Here is a 14,642-nt window from a genome sequence, read left to right as displayed (position 1 = left end):
CGTATCTATTAGAAGTGGAACTTGGTAAGCCCTATATCTGTACGTTGTACAGTAAGGATGTCGTAAGGCAAAATGATGTTATAGAGGGTATGGGATGTTGGAAAAAGCGAATGTCGTAAGTCGAAAGACAACAGGAACTCATAACTGTGCGAATAGCATCGAGGGAAGACCCTAATGATGTAATCCGAAAGGATGCAGACTTCCAACAGGTCTTCAACACGAAAGAAAGCGGAAAGTAATCTCTGACGAAAGGAAGGAATTTAGTTATGAATACAACTCACAAGACGTCGGCTATTCCTTCGCTTACAGAGTGGTTTACAATCCAGTGGAAAGAAATCGAAAAGTATGTAAGGAAATTACGACAACGAATTTTTCGTGCCAAACAGCAAAATCAAAAAAGAAAAGTAAGAAAATTACAAAGGCTTATGCTTCGAAGTAAAGCAAATTTACTGTTATCGATTAAAAAGGCTACACAAATTAATCGCGGAAAACGCACTGCGGGTATCGATGGGGAACGTATAGTAACGCCTAAGGATAGGCTGAAATTATTTTATCAAATGAGTGATCAAAATATTCAGCTTCATCGTCCGAAAGCTGTGAAACGTATATACATTCCTAAAAAGAATGGAAAATTCCGTCCGTTAGGGATTCCAACAATCAAAGATAGGGTTTGGCAAAATATTGCTAAAAATGCACTAGAACCTGAATGGGAAGCTACATTTGAATCTATTTCATATGGATTCCGACCAAAACGTAGCGCTCACGATGCGATAGAGAGCATTTTTTGCAAATTGCGGTCAACTAGTAAAAAGGTATGGATATTTGAAGGGGACTTCGCGGGGTGTTTCGACAGTCTAAAACACGAACATATTTTAGAACAAATCAAAAGCTTCCCAGCTAGAACAACCGTCAAAAGATGGCTACAATCGGGATATGTAGACAATCAAGTGTTTCACACTACACAAATGGGGTCTCCTCAAGGAGGAATTATCTCACCATTACTAGCTAATATTGCTTTAGACGGCATGGAGAAAGAGATAGGCATTCACTATAGAAAGGTTAACACAAAAAGAGACGGCATTGTATACCAAACGCATGAAAAGTGTACAAAAGCAATCGTTCTTTATGCAGACGATTTTATCATTGCTTGTCAAACGAAAAACGAAGCTGAGTCTCTTTATCAAGAGTTAATACCGTATCTAAATAAACGCGGAATCAGATTGGCGACGGATAAAACACGTATCACGCACGTTACGAATGGATTTCTTTTTCTCGGGTTTCATATTAAACAATATAAACAAGACAAAAATAAGTTATTAATTAAACCTTCGAAAGATAGTATACAAAAAGCAAAGAATAAGATAAAGAATATATTCCAAAACGCAAAGGGCACACCGGTCTCATCACTATTAACGCAACTAAACCCAGTTATCCGAGGGTACGCTTACTATTGGAGACACGTAGTATCCAAAAAAGTTTTCTCATCAATGGATTTCTTTATCTGGGGGAAAGTAGTGAAATACCTGAAACGATTACACCCAAGGAAAAGCTGGAAATGGATTGTGAGACAATATTTTCGACGACCTCATTATGGTGGTCGCGATAAGTGGATTCTGACTTGTCCAAAGACAAAGCATCAAATTTTTAAAATGAGTTGGATTCCTATTGTAAGACATACAAAGATTAAATACAAAAATAGTCCTGATAACCCAGAACTTATCCCGTACTTTGCGAAGCGTGATAAAAAAGATTTTGATAACAATAATACCTTAACTCGAATCAAAATAGCAAAAAAACAGAAGTATATCTGCCCGATTTGTAAAGAATCTCTACAAAATGGAGAAACATTAGAAATACATCATAAAGTCCCTAAGATTTATGGGGGAACAAATGAGTATAAGAATCTTCAACTTTTACATACATCATGCCATATTCAATATCATTATGAACATCCTGTCTATCGAGAGAGAGCATATATTTACAAAAAGCTGAATCAACATATTACATTGACATCTTTGGAAAGGATTCAAGTTATTGAATGGCGTGTGATGGGTGAAAAACGACGAGCTGTTTTGGATAAAAAGAAGGCTTGAGTCGGATGTTTGGAAACGGACAAGTCCGGTTCTGAGGGGAGAAAGAGTCCGTGAGGACTCCGACTTACCCGACATCATTGAAATCCCTAAATTAATGGCGTAATGGAAACAAGAACAGGTCAACCCGTGGGAAGACGACTTTGTACGACGGTTACTCTTATTATCCGCCAATGATGATACACAATTAACACATACGCTGGAGGAGATCGCCATGAACCGAGACCCGATTTTAAAAGATGTGATGCAAAAATGGGAAAAGATGAGTCAAGACCCTGGATTCCGTATGTTATATGAAGCAAGACAAAAGACGCTTATTGATGAAGCCACTAAATATAAATATGCAGAGAAAAAAGGGCGAGAAGAAGGTAAACTAGCCGAAAGAGAACAATTAATCCGTGGCATGTATAAAAATGGCATGGATATCGAAGATATCGCAAAGTTTACAAATATGGAACTGTCGGAAATATGCTATCTTTTGGGACAATAATATAGGTAAGAGCTTTTAAGAGAGGGAGTGTTATATATGGGGAGCTATTTAGAAATTGGAATTCTTACTGAAATTATCATACCAAAGCAAGTGTATGGTGATCCAATCGATATAGAAGTAATACAACAATCTGTCTTTCAAAAATACCTACTCGATTCTACATTGTATACTATTCAGGACCAAGAAAATTCGTATTGTTTGACGTTAAATCCGAAGGTATTACAATCGCATATAGCTCTTTTTCTACAAAAACAAATGTCATGTATGAAAGTATATACGTATATGCAAGAAGAATGGGAAGGCCTTCAGTCAGTACTACATGCTTCTACCAGTTCGGAAGACATTTTAGCAATAGCGAATCAACAGAGATTCAGAAATTTTCAATCTGTAGAGATATATGATTATGTAAAAGCTCCTTTTCGCTCTTTAGATATTCGCCTGAAAATTATCGGTTACCATTCCGAAGGAAAAATACTAGCGGAAGAATTTGTAAAAACCGCTCATTATTTGATGAAACTAATTCGTGCTTCCGACCCTACCAATCCTTTAGTGAATACCGTAATTGTTGCAATTCAATAAGGTTTTCAGTAATGCTATAGCTAAATCGGGTTTTTATGACAGATCACATAAAAAGGGAAATGAGACAAAAAACCACTAATCTTTTTTATTCGTAAAGGTACACGATTACAGTGACTAGACAAACCACAAATACACAAATATTAAGTAATGAAAAAGTGTTTTAAGAGTTGTTTAGTTTATTAGAACAAAAGTTCATTTTGTTTCCGTTCTTAAGTTGATGGGCATGTAGGTGACCCCTACAAGTGAAAAATTGTAATACCTACGCTATTCAACTATAAAGCGAAGAATTGCATGGTTATCAATATAACGTAGTCGCGCAGGGAAGGGTGTTTTTCTAAAATATATTGTTTTCTTTAGCTAACATTAAAAAGATTCCAGAATGTTGGAGCTCTAAAGAGTTTTCTAACACTCTGGAAAAGGTAGCGGTAATCTTTTTAGTACACAAGGGTTTAGATGACAGAAAATTCATTCATCTTACACTTTATTTTAAATTATTAAAAGCAAAAATTCAATTTTAATTACAGATTTCTCACTATGTTTTTTGAATAGTAATGGACGAAAAGGTTCCAACTCTAGTAACTCGATAATGTGTCTCATACTATGTTCAGAATCATAATACATATAAGTATGTTATATATTGATATTTTCGCTTCGCGCAATTCATCGAGTATAAAGCGAAATTAGTTGGTATACAGGTTGAATATGTGAATCCTGTTTATACAAGTCAAACATGTCCCAAATACACGAAGAAGAACAAAGCGAAAGATAGAAAATATAAGTGTCCATGCTTCGCTACGCAACTGTGGTTGGCGGTAACAGTCAATCAGCCTAAGAACCTATATGATTTGTCTTAGGAGGGGGGAGGACACACCCTCCTCTTGAAGGCTGTTCAAAACAGAAATGGACTGCCAACGTTTCCTCATTCAGGAATCCCATCCGTTACACCGTAAGGTGTAGGACTTGTGGCTTTAGCCGTGGGAGTGTCAAAAGATGTAGAAGTGTTCAAGGAGATACATCCAACTTTATAAATTTGAGCATAGATATCTTGTAATTGTAAATACTATACAGTATAATTATAACCGTTATAACGTAATAACAACAAGATGCTATAACAAGAAAGATAGGAATAAACACAGACAAACATGTCGTAGTAAAACAAACTAAAAGGAAATAAGATACCTAATGACAATATCACGTAGTAATTGTCATTAGGTATCTACAAAGTGAGGAAATTCAAATGACTGTAGTAACTATAGGAGGTGCACTAACGATGAAACCAGTAGAAAGAAAGGTAACAAAGATAGGGAATTCTTTAGGAATAACTGTTCCGCAAGAAATTATGAATTTGTTAGATGTTAATTTGGGTGACATCGTTAGTCTAGAAGTAAATGATAATAATGATGAAATTATTATCAAAAAACAAAAGAAGGTATCGCTACCTAAAGATGTTGACCCTATGTTTTTGGATATTGTTTCTGATGTATTCGAAAGATATGATGAAACTCTAAAAGGTTTGGCGAACCGTTAGAGAGGAAGAAGTAGTAAGATGAATGCCGTAAAATATATAACAACAACCGAAGTAATCCTTCTTAATGAAATTGTCATTAAGAGAATAACACCAAGTGAACCCGTAGGTGTAAAAGAGTTGGGGCTTTTAGAGTCTGCGGTAGACCGTCCTAAATCTTCAGCATTTGGAGATGATGCTTATCCTACGATTTTTGAAAAAGCAGCCGCATTATTCGAATCAATAGGGAAAAATCATGCTTTTTTTAATGCAAACAAAAGAACTGCATTCACAGCTATGAACTTATTTTTAGGTTACAATGGCTATAAATTAGTAATGGGACAAAAGTTCGCTGAAGACTTTACTGTGAATATGGTTAATAAGGAATACACCTTCGAACAAATAGTAGCCATCATAAAAGAATACTCAGTAGAACGATAAAGACATAGATGTGAAATAATCTATGTCTTATTTTTTATTTAAAATATATAATTGTACCCATACGCCCATTATCATTGCGCAGCCGCTTTATTCAACTAATTTGCCAATATACAAGCGGCGATCACGCATTATTTTAGCAATCCCACTTCAATTAGAATAGGGCATGCCTTACCGTTCTTTGTGAAAAACGATTACCATCAATCTATTAGATTTTAAGCTCTTTCCTCATTATGATGATATGCACACTGTTGGACAGTTTTGGAGCAGGTAACATCAAGAGGTGTTACTCAAAGCTTTAGAAATCCATTGTATTGAAATTCCAAAGTTACTACAGCAATGGAGAGAAGAAAAAATGAATTCGCTCGTTGGCTACTTTTATCATTTTAGCCAAGAAGACTCCTTCCTCAAGGAGCGTGAAGGGTCACAGCCCAGTGAGTAGGTGGGAGATGAATTGGCTTCGAACAAGGGATGGCAGGGAGCCATCTTACTTGTTCGACATACATAGAGTGTTACTCCACTATCTATCGAATGTACGTTTGGTATATAATAGTTATATACCGAAATGGAGGTGAATGAAATGATGATTAATAAAGCGTATAAGTTTCGTATCTATCCAAATCAAGCACAAGCAATTCTAATCCACAAAACGATTGGTTGTTCTCGCTTTGTATTCAATCATTTCCTATCCCTATGGGATCACGCATACAAAGAGAAAGGAAAAGGTTTGACATATGGTACATGCTCTGCCAAACTTCCTGCCATGAAGAAAGAGTTTGTTTGGCTAAAAGAAGTGGATAGTATTGCGATTCAATCGTCTGTTCGCAACCTTGCGGATGCTTATACACGCTTTTTTAAAAAACAAAACAGTGCCCCGCGTTTCAAATCTAAAAAGAACAACGTACAATCTTATACCACAAAACAAACCAATGAAAACATCGCTGTTGTAGGAAACAAGATAAAGTTGCCGAAACTAGGCCTTGTTCGATTTGCCAAAAGTCGCGAAGTAGAGGGACGTATTGTAAATGCTACAGTTAGATGGAACCCTTCTGGCAGATACTTTGTGTCACTGTTAGTTGAAACAGAAGTGCAAGAACTTCCGAAAACACAATCTTACATTGGAATGGATGTGGGACTAAAAGATTTCGCCATTTTGTCAGATGGAACAATCTATAAAAATCCGAAGTTTTTTCGATCATTAGAAGATAAGTTGGCGAAAGCACAGCGTGTTCTTTCTAGAAGAAAAAAAGGATCTTCTCGCTGGAATAAACAGCGAGTAAAAGTGGCTAGCATTCATGAATACATGGCAAATGCTAGAAAAGATTACTTGGACAAAATCTCAACTGAAATCATCAAAAACCACGATGTTATCGGTATAGAGGATTTGCAAGTATCAAATATGTTAAAGAATCATAAATTAGCGAAGGCAATTAGTGAAGTATCATGGTCGCAGTTTCGATCCATGTTAGAATACAAAGCAAAATGGTATGGCAAACAAGTCATTGTCGTATCGAAAACATTTGCTTCTAGCCAATTATGTTCTCATTGTGGATATCAAAACAAAGACGTTAAAAATCTAAACCTACGTAAATGGGACTGTCCTTCTTGTCGTACACACCATGATAGGGATATTAACGCAAGTATCAATCTAAAGAATGAAGCGATAAGGCTTCTAACCGCAAGGACTGCGGGGATAGCCTAATCAATTAGATTTCGATAGAACTCTTTACTTAGGAATCCCTCACTTCTAAACGAAGTGAAAGTGGGGGTAGTTCAATACCAGCACATGAAGATGAACATTTAACCCACACTTTGGAGACCAACTATGAAAAGTCAATAAAATATGACTATTTTTTTAAGAATATTTCAGAGAAAATGAAAGCATGCTAAATAAACCTTAATTAAGGTTTATTTTTGAATATGGATATATAAAATATACAGCTTAACTAGGGACCTGATACGCTTTGTTATTTTTTAAAACTGCATATATGATATAACATAATTTTCTAGCTACAGCTCCTATACAAACAAGGTAGTGCGTTCCTTGCCCTTGTTTCTTGTTGTGGAATTCTTTTAATACAGGATCGCTCCATGCTGCTGTTATGGCGGCTTGAAAGAGGGCCCGTCGGAGGTGAGAAGAACCCCTTTTAGATATAGATCCACGAGATGCTTCGTATTGACCAGACTGTGAAATAGAAGCATCTAAGCCCGCATATGCTACTAATTTAGAGGGTTTACAGCCCTTCCCGAACGAGAAAGCCCATCGCCTTTAGGCATGGGATGAAAGTGAGGTTGGATACGGAGTGCTACTAAATAACCGCAAGGTTTGTGGCACTTTAAGTATCCAAAGTGTGGGTATCCTATATTTTTTGTTGCAGTTTAATAATTAAACCGATACACTTTGAGCATGATAAATAAGTATAGAAAAACCAAAACAACAGTTTCATTCATTCACTATCATTTTGTGTTTTGCCCACGATACAGAAGAAAGATTTTTCTTCACATAAAAGTAGAAGAACGTTTCAAAGAGTTGGTCCAAGAGGTATGTAACGAACTGGATATTGTTATTGTCGCAATGGAATGTGACAAAGACCACGTTCATTTGTTCTTGCATACAATTCCAACACGCAGTCCTGCTGATACAATGGCGAAAATCAAAGGAGTGACATCAAAGCGTTTAAGAGACGAGTTCCCTCATCTCGCGCACTTGCCAAGTCTGTGGACTCGTTCCTATTTTGTTTCTACTGCTGGAAAGGTATCAAGTGAGACAATACAACAGTATGTTGAAAATCAAAAAACGAGGGGGTGAAACTTGTGCCACAAACTATCACAGTGAAAGTTAAATTGCTTCCAACAAAACAACAAATCAAGCTATTGGAACAAAGTAGCCACGAGTATATAAAAGTCATGAATGCCCTTGTATCTGAAATGGTTGAAGCAAAGAAAAGTACAAAGGGTATGGAAAAAACACCCTATTTACTTATACACTTTTCGTACCTTTTTTTGATTAATTAATACACAACTTACAACAGCGGCAACAAATATAAGCATTACAACAGTCATATTTTGATGTTCTGAAAAAATGGTGTAAGCCTGTATTAATAATACTATCACTACTTCAAGTAAACGTTCCTTAAATGGTGAATCCCGTAACATATGATATTGTACAGTTAACATTACACTTCCGATAAATCCATAGATACATGTTGCCAGGAGGAGATTACCAGCATAATATACATGTGTAAGCATAGCGCCTAGAAAAAAGCTGTAACCCCAGACTCCGAAACCACACACCATTTTAAACGTATCCCTCTTTTTCTTTGTCATAGTACCACCTCCTTGATTCATTTTAGTGTCTCGCAACACTTGCAGTGATATATGGAATTACACCATCCATTCCAATTTCAATGAAAACTCCTTTGCCTCCAGCAAGTGCTCTTAGAACAGTTTGGCAAATTGAAGCGAATTTAGGAAGACCCATCAAAGCTAAAGCAGAAATAATCGCTCCTCCTACTGGTGTAGCTGTTATTGCTGATAACCCAACAAATGCAGCATACATAGCATATGCTCCTTCAGCTGCAGCGCCTGCTAAAAGTAATTTTGTCTCTTCATTAGTAAAAGTCATTTTAATCCATGTCCAACCGTAATCAGTTACTACATATTGTGGACCACCTTTTTTAACTGCGTTCATATTTGGATTAGTTAAACCTGAACTAGGATTATTCTTTACACTTTCATTATAGAAGTTCACGATTTGCTCTAATTTAGCAATTTCTTCATCATTAAAGTTGTAAGTATTTTCATTGTGGCCATATCGTGTTTGTATGTCATTATTTTTAAATCTGGGCTAAAATTAAATTCTTTAATTGCCCCACTGCTTACTACTTTAGACATAAAAGTAATTGATTCTTCTGTAGGTTGAAATGCTTTATTCGCTTTTTGAGAAGAAACATAATTGTTTTGCACATCGTTTTTTTCAGCCGCAAAAGAAGAAAGCGGTACAAATGTTAGTGTAACCGCTACTAGCATTGTAGCCGGAATGATTTTCTTTAATTTTGTTTTAGATTTTACCATAGTATAATTCCTCCATATATAATTTTCAAAAACATTCACATATGTATCATATTTCTGACAACTCATACAATAACATTAAATCCAGATTTTAAGATTCATGAAAATGGATTTATCAAAGGTAATTTTATATATTTACAAATGGTCTTTTACAATTATAAAGATACTGTATTTAGCCTACACCAATTATTCGATTGTAGTGCTCTTTGAAAGTTTGTAGTTGTAAACTCAATTATTTTGCGTGAGATGACATCCCAGGGTCTTGTTCTAACATGAGTAACAATCGTGATACTTCTAAAAGCAATTGTTGAATCGTAGACACTTCTTCTATAATCACATATCCAGAATTTTGTATAAACATAAACTCAATTATGCTCATTTTCTGATCCACTTCTTTTAGTAATTGTTTAGAATCACCAGATAACATTTTGTTCAATATACCAATCCTCTCCTATGTTTTATCTATGAGAAGAAGCCATCCATCTTCTTTTCATGAAAAAGGAGCTTACCCGGGGAGAATAAAAAATATACAAAACAACATGCAGGAATGAACGATGCGATTGAATTACACCAACAAACGAAGAAAACGATTAAAGAAATTTGTGCTATCACAGGTGTAAGTCAAACTTCGTTATATCGGAAATTAAGAGAACTGAAAAAAGATGAAAAGACGACTCTTTAATATAGAAAAGAATCGTCTTTCTATGTAAAAATATTCCTTAACGTACAATTTTCTTTTTTCGGTCGTGTAACCCCTAATAAAGGTAACTCACTAGCTTCAGTTTATTAAAATATCTAACTGGATATATATTATAAAACTTTGCTAATTTTTTACGAATAATATAGGTAGAATATTACTACTAAGAGAAAAAGGAGTTAAAAAAGTGAATAGAATGAACATACGAAAGAAAAAATAAAAAAATCCATAAAAAGATTTTTTCTTCTTTTTTGCATCATGCTGTTATTAGGAGCCTGTACTTTATTTGGTACACCTTATGGTCATAAATTGCGTGTAACATTAGCCGAAATCATTTTAACCTCACAACATCAATACTTAGCACCTATCAGTTTATTATCAAAAAAGGAGCTAGATGATGTTTCGTATAAAATTAACAATCCAAAATGGGAAAATAGTAGCGAGATAGAAGGCGCAAAGTTCACATCTAAGCAACTGCAACAACAAAAGGATAAACCTCTAGAGATTAAAATCGAAACAATCCATTCTACCAGCAATGCAGAATATAAATTTGAAGGTAAACTGCTTACAATAAGTAATCCATTTAATGTGAAATTAGTAAACCAACAAGGAACTCAAGGGCAGAAGTTAGGGGAAAAGCTTAGTGTGATGGCAAAACGTAACCATGCTTTAGTAGCAGTCAATGCAAGTGGATTTTCTGATGAAACAGGTAAAGGAGGAGGGGCTACAGGTACCGGAATCGTTATTGAAAATGGGAATGTTATTCATCGAGCTGATGAAAATGATTCGCCAACCTTGGTTGCAGGTTTAACATCCTATGGAGGACTATTAACGGGAAAATACACATCTAATCAACTGTTAGAAAAAAACGTAATATATGCTGCTGGTTTTATGCCACAACTCATAGTTAACAGAGAAAAGCTAATTAAAGATGATGATGGTTCATGGGGATCTGGCCCCCGTACTATTATGGCACAGAAAAAAGATGGCTCGATTATGTTTTTGGTGATAGATGGAAGACAGTTGCACAGTATAGGTGCTACACTTCGAGAATGTCAAGATATTTTGTATGAAAAAGGGGCTGTAAATGCATTAGCTATGGACGGCGGTGCTTCTACCATTCTATATGCAATGGGTGATATTATAAATAAACCAGTTACATCTCATGAAGGCCGATTTATTCCAAATGCTTGGGTAGTTACTGCAAAATCAGGTCAAGAGGTAAAGGTAACGATTGATGGAAAAGAAGAAGCACAAGATCAGATAAAAGAAATAATAACTAAGTAAAATGGAATATAGCCGAGATATACACGTGTACAAATAGGTCATAGGCTTACTGTTATTTCTAATCCCATTCAGAACCTTTTTTGTTACTTTGTCTAAAAGTACAGTATTTTTAAAAGATGTGATTGAAACGTGAGAAAAGATTAGGTAAGCCCCTGCATTTCGCATGTTATATGAGGCAAGACAAAAGGCCCTTATCGATGAAGCTTCTAAACCTAAAAAATTAACACTTAAAAAACGATTGAATGTTCAGAAAAAACACAGACCGAATGAACCTGTTTATGCTATACTTAACTTAACCGATACTGTACTACCTTTTTCTCCCTAATTTGTATAACAAGTTAGGGAGTTTTTTGTATTTTTTATGTCTTATGGCTGTTTTATCAACAGATTCCTATATAAGAGCACCAGAAAATAATCTACAAATGGGAAAAGATGAGTCAGAGGAGTTCATGTCGTCTTGCATATGAAGCAAGAGAAAAGATATTATTTGATGGACAATGACAGTCAGTAAAGACCTAATGTGAAAAATGATTGATAAGGAACGGAGAAACAGGGAATATGTGAGAAGGAATAGCAAAATGTAGCTTATCCTATATCAAGAAACGCATTCTTTTAGTATTTTGTATGTAAATTTCCTTTTTGAGATAAGATAGCAATAAAATCGGAAATTCGCAAAATGATTTTCAGATTATAAATAAACCTAAAGGAGATTCTAAATGAAACCAACAGCAGAAACTATGGATATGAGGTATGAACATATGGTGTTCTTTAAGTCGAATCAAGACTTAACACGAGAGCATGAGTCAGCGCTTGTAAAAGAAATTTTACGTTTTAAAGAATTCATACCAGGCATTTTAGATATCTCTGCTGGTCATAATATAACAGAAGAAACAGATAAAATTCAAGGTTATACACTAGGGTTGCGTATTACATTTGAAAATCAACAAGCATTAAAGGATTATGCTATACACCCCGTTCATCAATCGTTTAAGAGGAAAATCCAGGGTATATATGATAATGTCTTGGTTACTGACTATCCAATCCAAAACTAACTAGCACAAACAATGTCTACTCATACTTGTTCCAGGGTTGTGTTCCATTTCTACACTCATCCCATATTGACTAGAAAATTGAGATTATCAAATGCAAAGATAAAACAATTCAATTAATTTCTTACAACAGATGATTTTGCAGAAATACCCTTTTCGTTTGGAGACATAGGTCCAAACGAAAAGGGTATTTTTCTATCGGAAATCAAAAATTACAGAGCTATTTCGTGAAGATCCCAGTAAGTAATGGAATACATGGATTGTTTTTTTGAATATGTTTACTTGCCAATGGCAAGACCCAGAGAAGGATATGGGGCTTTTAGGCTACTGGGAAATTAACATTGAGGGATAACCAATAATGATTTTTTTGATTGGAAACAAATGATGAGGGAACCTTGGCACAGCTGAAGATGATGTTTCATAGGTTTCACCGTATGTTTGGAAATAGGAACACCGAAAAATACAAATAAGAAAATATATGGAGGTTGTACTGTAGAGGAGAAACACCTATTTTCAGTTATAAGAGACACAGTCCCACCCGTTTTAGTGTATGGCCAAATAGGAGTATTAAGAGAGTATAATTTAGGGCATCTTCTTATCTTTTTAGGTATTACCACATTTTTTTGGTAAAATCAGCAAAAAAACTAGCACGAAGGGCTTGTGTTTTGTATACCATACAGTAAGCAACGGGGAATGCCATTTTGTCTTCTTTCTCGTTGGGAGAAGAGAGAATAAGAGGGAATACATATTTTTCCTGTTTTGATTGTTCTTTTGCATTTTCGATGGGGGACACCCCATTGAGAATGTGTATCCTAGCAACCATTGTGCTGGATGGATTCCTTTCCTTGTTCGGTTGCTTTATTTTCTAAAAAAGGAGGGTGGATGATGGCAAGAAAGGTGATGGCGGAACAAGTCGTGACCGATTTAGAGTTTTTAGAGATGATTCAACAGTTTCAGTGGACCACAACCAGTCAGCTTGTTTCGTATATTGGTTTTTATAACAGGCGACGCATTCTGCGTAAACTCGAACAACTCAGTCCTTATCTCCACATCATTCAAGAACCGGCTCGTCATATTTACGGACTCAATAGCAAAGGCGGTACCTTACTGGGAACGTCTCATGTGACCATTTTGACAGAGTTATGACCTGGTCAAGAAAAACTAGAACATAAAATAGATTACGCAATGGATTTTGAATATTGATAAGGGGTCATTCCGTTTAATGTTGAATGAGGACGAACAGAATGATAATACATATAAATAAATTCAGCGACTAATTGATTGACTTGGGGCAAGGAAAATAGTTTTTCTCCATGCAAGCATTCCCGTTTAAAAATGCTAAAAAAGGATTCCATTACTGCGTTATCCCAACAATTTCCCTTACGGGACATACTTTGCTGAATCATTTGTTGCTTACAAAAATCCGTAACTTTGTAACTTGTAAATTGTGATCCTTGATCACTATGGAATAAAATCTTTTTTTGATTTCCATAACCATTTCTAACTTGTTGAATTGTATCTTTTACTAACTGAGCATCTTGGCAAGTATCCAGCGAATAGCCAAGCACCCGACGGGTGCCAACATCTAATGCAGCACAAAAATATACTTTCAATCCATTCATCAAACGAAATCCTGTAATATCGCATACTACAGTTGGTATGTCTTTCTTACCAGGTTGAAAAGAACGCTCTAATACATTTGGAAACACTCGATGTTCTTGTTTTCGTTTTTTATAATATGTTACTACTTTTGATTGCAGATTTGCATTGTATAGAGTTTCTCTTACTTGAGATACTGTAACTTTAACGTCTTTTTTCACCAGATAACAGTACAACTTTCGATATCCCATTCTTCCTTTTAAACGTTTAAATTGCATGACAATATAAGCCGCTGTCTCTTTACGTTTTTTCTGATTTTCAGTAGGTTTACGATGTATATAGTCGTAAAAACCACTAACAGACACTTGTAATCGATGGCAAAGCCAGCGCACTCCAAATATTTTATTATATTGTTTGATAAACTGAAAACGTGTTAGTTTTGATTGCTGGCAAAGAAGGTTGCCGCTTTTTTTAAGAATTCATTTTCCTTTTTTAACTCTTGAATTTCTCTCCTTAAAGAACGTAGTTCTTCCATTTCTGTCTTTTCAGGAAACGTAAGACGCGCTTTATATTGTTTGATCCACTCATTTAAAGTACCATTTCCTAAACCGAATTCATTTTTGACACTTATAATTGTACGACCTTCTTTGACTACCAATTCCACACATTTTCTTTTAAATATTTCATCATATGTTTTTTGCATTTGAAACACCTGTTATGAAGTGACCTTTGTCAATAGTTTTTCACCCATAATATTTTTCTTGATGGCATACAAAAGCTTCAGAAATAAGATCTATCGACAGTTAACCACTCTGTTATTCGTGGATTGGTTACCTCA

The 14,642-nt window shown here is 35.4% G+C and carries 16 protein-coding genes and 6 pseudogenes; 15 read left to right on the top strand and 7 right to left on the bottom strand.

Annotated elements, in window-relative coordinates:
* Nucleotides 1–266 precede the first annotated feature (266 nt).
* The 8 genes and pseudogenes from ltrA (at nt 267) to tnpB (ending at nt 6,803) form a co-directional block, all read left to right on the top strand.
* A complete protein-coding gene (gene ltrA, locus MHI28_RS31900) occupies nt 267–2,093 on the top strand; it encodes a group II intron reverse transcriptase/maturase (RefSeq protein ID WP_340828581.1) in 1,827 nt (608 codons plus the stop codon).
* A 73-nt stretch (nt 2,094–2,166) separates the two neighbouring features.
* A pseudogene (locus tag MHI28_RS31895) lies at nt 2,167–2,580 on the top strand (Rpn family recombination-promoting nuclease/putative transposase); the annotation flags it as partial.
* A gap of 36 nt (nt 2,581–2,616) precedes the next feature.
* A complete protein-coding gene (locus tag MHI28_RS31890; RefSeq protein ID WP_340828580.1) occupies nt 2,617–3,159 on the top strand; it encodes a hypothetical protein in 543 nt (180 codons plus the stop codon).
* A 641-nt stretch (nt 3,160–3,800) separates the two neighbouring features.
* Nucleotides 3,801–3,991: pseudogene (locus tag MHI28_RS31885) on the top strand (zinc ribbon domain-containing protein); the annotation flags it as partial.
* A gap of 405 nt (nt 3,992–4,396) precedes the next feature.
* On the top strand, nt 4,397–4,687 hold the full coding sequence (locus MHI28_RS31880) for an AbrB/MazE/SpoVT family DNA-binding domain-containing protein (RefSeq protein ID WP_139362505.1): 291 nt from the start codon (nt 4,397–4,399) through the stop codon (nt 4,685–4,687).
* Between the two features lie 18 nt (nt 4,688–4,705).
* On the top strand, nt 4,706–5,104 hold the full coding sequence (locus MHI28_RS31875) for a type II toxin-antitoxin system death-on-curing family toxin (protein WP_078187467.1): 399 nt from the start codon (nt 4,706–4,708) through the stop codon (nt 5,102–5,104).
* A gap of 160 nt (nt 5,105–5,264) precedes the next feature.
* Nucleotides 5,265–5,462: pseudogene (locus tag MHI28_RS31870) on the top strand (PD-(D/E)XK nuclease family transposase); the annotation flags it as partial.
* A 219-nt stretch (nt 5,463–5,681) separates the two neighbouring features.
* Nucleotides 5,682–6,803: an IS200/IS605 family element RNA-guided endonuclease TnpB gene (gene tnpB / locus MHI28_RS31865; protein WP_340828578.1), complete on the top strand. Its 1,122-nt coding sequence runs from the start codon at nt 5,682–5,684 to the stop codon at nt 6,801–6,803.
* A gap of 240 nt (nt 6,804–7,043) precedes the next feature.
* On the opposite strand, the pseudogene MHI28_RS31860 reads toward tnpB, so the two are convergent.
* Nucleotides 7,044–7,337, bottom strand: a pseudogene (locus MHI28_RS31860) (transposase); the annotation flags it as partial.
* 171 nt (nt 7,338–7,508) lie between these two features.
* On the opposite strand from MHI28_RS31860, the gene tnpA reads away from it, so the two are divergent.
* Both tnpA and MHI28_RS31850 read left to right on the top strand, forming a co-directional pair.
* Nucleotides 7,509–7,910 carry an IS200/IS605 family transposase gene (tnpA, locus tag MHI28_RS31855; protein WP_340828577.1) on the top strand — a complete coding sequence of 134 codons (402 nt, stop codon included), beginning with the start codon at nt 7,509–7,511 and terminating at the stop codon, nt 7,908–7,910.
* A 5-nt stretch (nt 7,911–7,915) separates the two neighbouring features.
* A pseudogene (locus MHI28_RS31850) lies at nt 7,916–8,068 on the top strand (RNA-guided endonuclease TnpB family protein); the annotation flags it as partial.
* A 9-nt stretch (nt 8,069–8,077) separates the two neighbouring features.
* Here the strand turns inward: MHI28_RS31850 and MHI28_RS31845 are convergent.
* From MHI28_RS31845 to MHI28_RS31830, 4 genes are all read right to left on the bottom strand, one after another.
* Nucleotides 8,078–8,428, bottom strand: a complete 351-nt coding sequence (locus MHI28_RS31845; RefSeq protein ID WP_340828576.1) for a hypothetical protein — start codon at nt 8,426–8,428, stop codon at nt 8,078–8,080.
* 22 nt (nt 8,429–8,450) lie between these two features.
* Complete coding sequence (locus tag MHI28_RS31840) at nt 8,451–8,852, bottom strand: hypothetical protein (RefSeq protein WP_340828575.1); 402 nt, start codon at nt 8,850–8,852, stop codon at nt 8,451–8,453.
* Nucleotides 8,853–8,860: 8 nt separating this feature from the next.
* Nucleotides 8,861–9,175, bottom strand: coding sequence for a hypothetical protein (locus MHI28_RS31835; RefSeq protein ID WP_340828573.1), 315 nt, complete (start codon nt 9,173–9,175; stop codon nt 8,861–8,863).
* A 229-nt stretch (nt 9,176–9,404) separates the two neighbouring features.
* Complete coding sequence (locus tag MHI28_RS31830) at nt 9,405–9,608, bottom strand: hypothetical protein (protein ID WP_445661802.1); 204 nt, start codon at nt 9,606–9,608, stop codon at nt 9,405–9,407.
* A gap of 111 nt (nt 9,609–9,719) precedes the next feature.
* Here MHI28_RS31830 and MHI28_RS31825 point away from each other — a divergent pair, with 111 nt between their 5' ends.
* From MHI28_RS31825 to MHI28_RS31810, 5 genes and pseudogenes are all read left to right on the top strand, one after another.
* Nucleotides 9,720–9,854 (top strand): helix-turn-helix domain-containing protein, encoded by a 135-nt coding sequence (locus MHI28_RS31825; protein WP_340828572.1) that lies wholly within the window; start codon nt 9,720–9,722, stop codon nt 9,852–9,854.
* Between the two features lie 273 nt (nt 9,855–10,127).
* Nucleotides 10,128–11,156 carry a phosphodiester glycosidase family protein gene (locus tag MHI28_RS31820; protein ID WP_340828571.1) on the top strand — a complete coding sequence of 343 codons (1,029 nt, stop codon included), beginning with the start codon at nt 10,128–10,130 and terminating at the stop codon, nt 11,154–11,156.
* Between the two features lie 405 nt (nt 11,157–11,561).
* Nucleotides 11,562–11,654, top strand: a pseudogene (locus MHI28_RS36270) (Rpn family recombination-promoting nuclease/putative transposase); the annotation flags it as partial.
* Nucleotides 11,655–11,872: 218 nt separating this feature from the next.
* Nucleotides 11,873–12,208 (top strand): Dabb family protein, encoded by a 336-nt coding sequence (locus tag MHI28_RS31815; RefSeq protein WP_340828570.1) that lies wholly within the window; start codon nt 11,873–11,875, stop codon nt 12,206–12,208.
* 882 nt (nt 12,209–13,090) lie between these two features.
* Nucleotides 13,091–13,351: a hypothetical protein gene (locus tag MHI28_RS31810; RefSeq protein WP_340828568.1), complete on the top strand. Its 261-nt coding sequence runs from the start codon at nt 13,091–13,093 to the stop codon at nt 13,349–13,351.
* Nucleotides 13,352–13,383: 32 nt separating this feature from the next.
* On the opposite strand, the gene MHI28_RS31805 is transcribed toward MHI28_RS31810, so the two are convergent.
* Together MHI28_RS31805 and MHI28_RS31800 are read right to left on the bottom strand one after the other, a co-directional pair.
* Complete coding sequence (locus MHI28_RS31805) at nt 13,384–14,283, bottom strand: IS3 family transposase (RefSeq protein ID WP_340828786.1); 900 nt, start codon at nt 14,281–14,283, stop codon at nt 13,384–13,386.
* Complete coding sequence (locus tag MHI28_RS31800) at nt 14,238–14,507, bottom strand: transposase (protein WP_340828567.1); 270 nt, start codon at nt 14,505–14,507, stop codon at nt 14,238–14,240. The genes MHI28_RS31805 and MHI28_RS31800 overlap by 46 nt, the downstream gene beginning before the upstream one ends.
* Nucleotides 14,508–14,642 lie beyond the last annotated feature (135 nt).

The organism is Bacillus sp. FSL K6-0268 (assembly GCF_038005425.1).
Taxonomy (GTDB): domain Bacteria; phylum Bacillota; class Bacilli; order Bacillales; family Bacillaceae_G; genus Bacillus_A; species Bacillus_A thuringiensis_S.
This window is presented reverse-complemented; position numbering and strand designations above follow the sequence as displayed.

Bases quoted from the DNA above. Each gene is read 5' to 3' on its own strand.
- ltrA (WP_340828581.1), top strand. From the start codon at position 267: ATGAATACAACTCACAAGACGTCGGCTATTCCTTCGCTTACAGAGTGG.
- MHI28_RS31890 (WP_340828580.1), top strand. From the start codon at position 2,617: ATGGGGAGCTATTTAGAAATTGGAATTCTTACTGAAATTATCATACCA.
- MHI28_RS31880 (WP_139362505.1), top strand. From the start codon at position 4,397: ATGACTGTAGTAACTATAGGAGGTGCACTAACGATGAAACCAGTAGAA.
- MHI28_RS31875 (WP_078187467.1), top strand. From the start codon at position 4,706: ATGAATGCCGTAAAATATATAACAACAACCGAAGTAATCCTTCTTAAT.
- tnpB (WP_340828578.1), top strand. From the start codon at position 5,682: ATGATGATTAATAAAGCGTATAAGTTTCGTATCTATCCAAATCAAGCA.
- tnpA (WP_340828577.1), top strand. From the start codon at position 7,509: ATGATAAATAAGTATAGAAAAACCAAAACAACAGTTTCATTCATTCAC.
- MHI28_RS31845 (WP_340828576.1), bottom strand. From the start codon at position 8,428: ATGACAAAGAAAAAGAGGGATACGTTTAAAATGGTGTGTGGTTTCGGA.
- MHI28_RS31835 (WP_340828573.1), bottom strand. From the start codon at position 9,175: ATGGTAAAATCTAAAACAAAATTAAAGAAAATCATTCCGGCTACAATG.
- MHI28_RS31825 (WP_340828572.1), top strand. From the start codon at position 9,720: ATGAACGATGCGATTGAATTACACCAACAAACGAAGAAAACGATTAAA.
- MHI28_RS31820 (WP_340828571.1), top strand. From the start codon at position 10,128: ATGCTGTTATTAGGAGCCTGTACTTTATTTGGTACACCTTATGGTCAT.
- MHI28_RS31815 (WP_340828570.1), top strand. From the start codon at position 11,873: ATGAAACCAACAGCAGAAACTATGGATATGAGGTATGAACATATGGTG.
- MHI28_RS31810 (WP_340828568.1), top strand. From the start codon at position 13,091: ATGGCAAGAAAGGTGATGGCGGAACAAGTCGTGACCGATTTAGAGTTT.
- MHI28_RS31800 (WP_340828567.1), bottom strand. From the start codon at position 14,507: ATGCAAAAAACATATGATGAAATATTTAAAAGAAAATGTGTGGAATTG.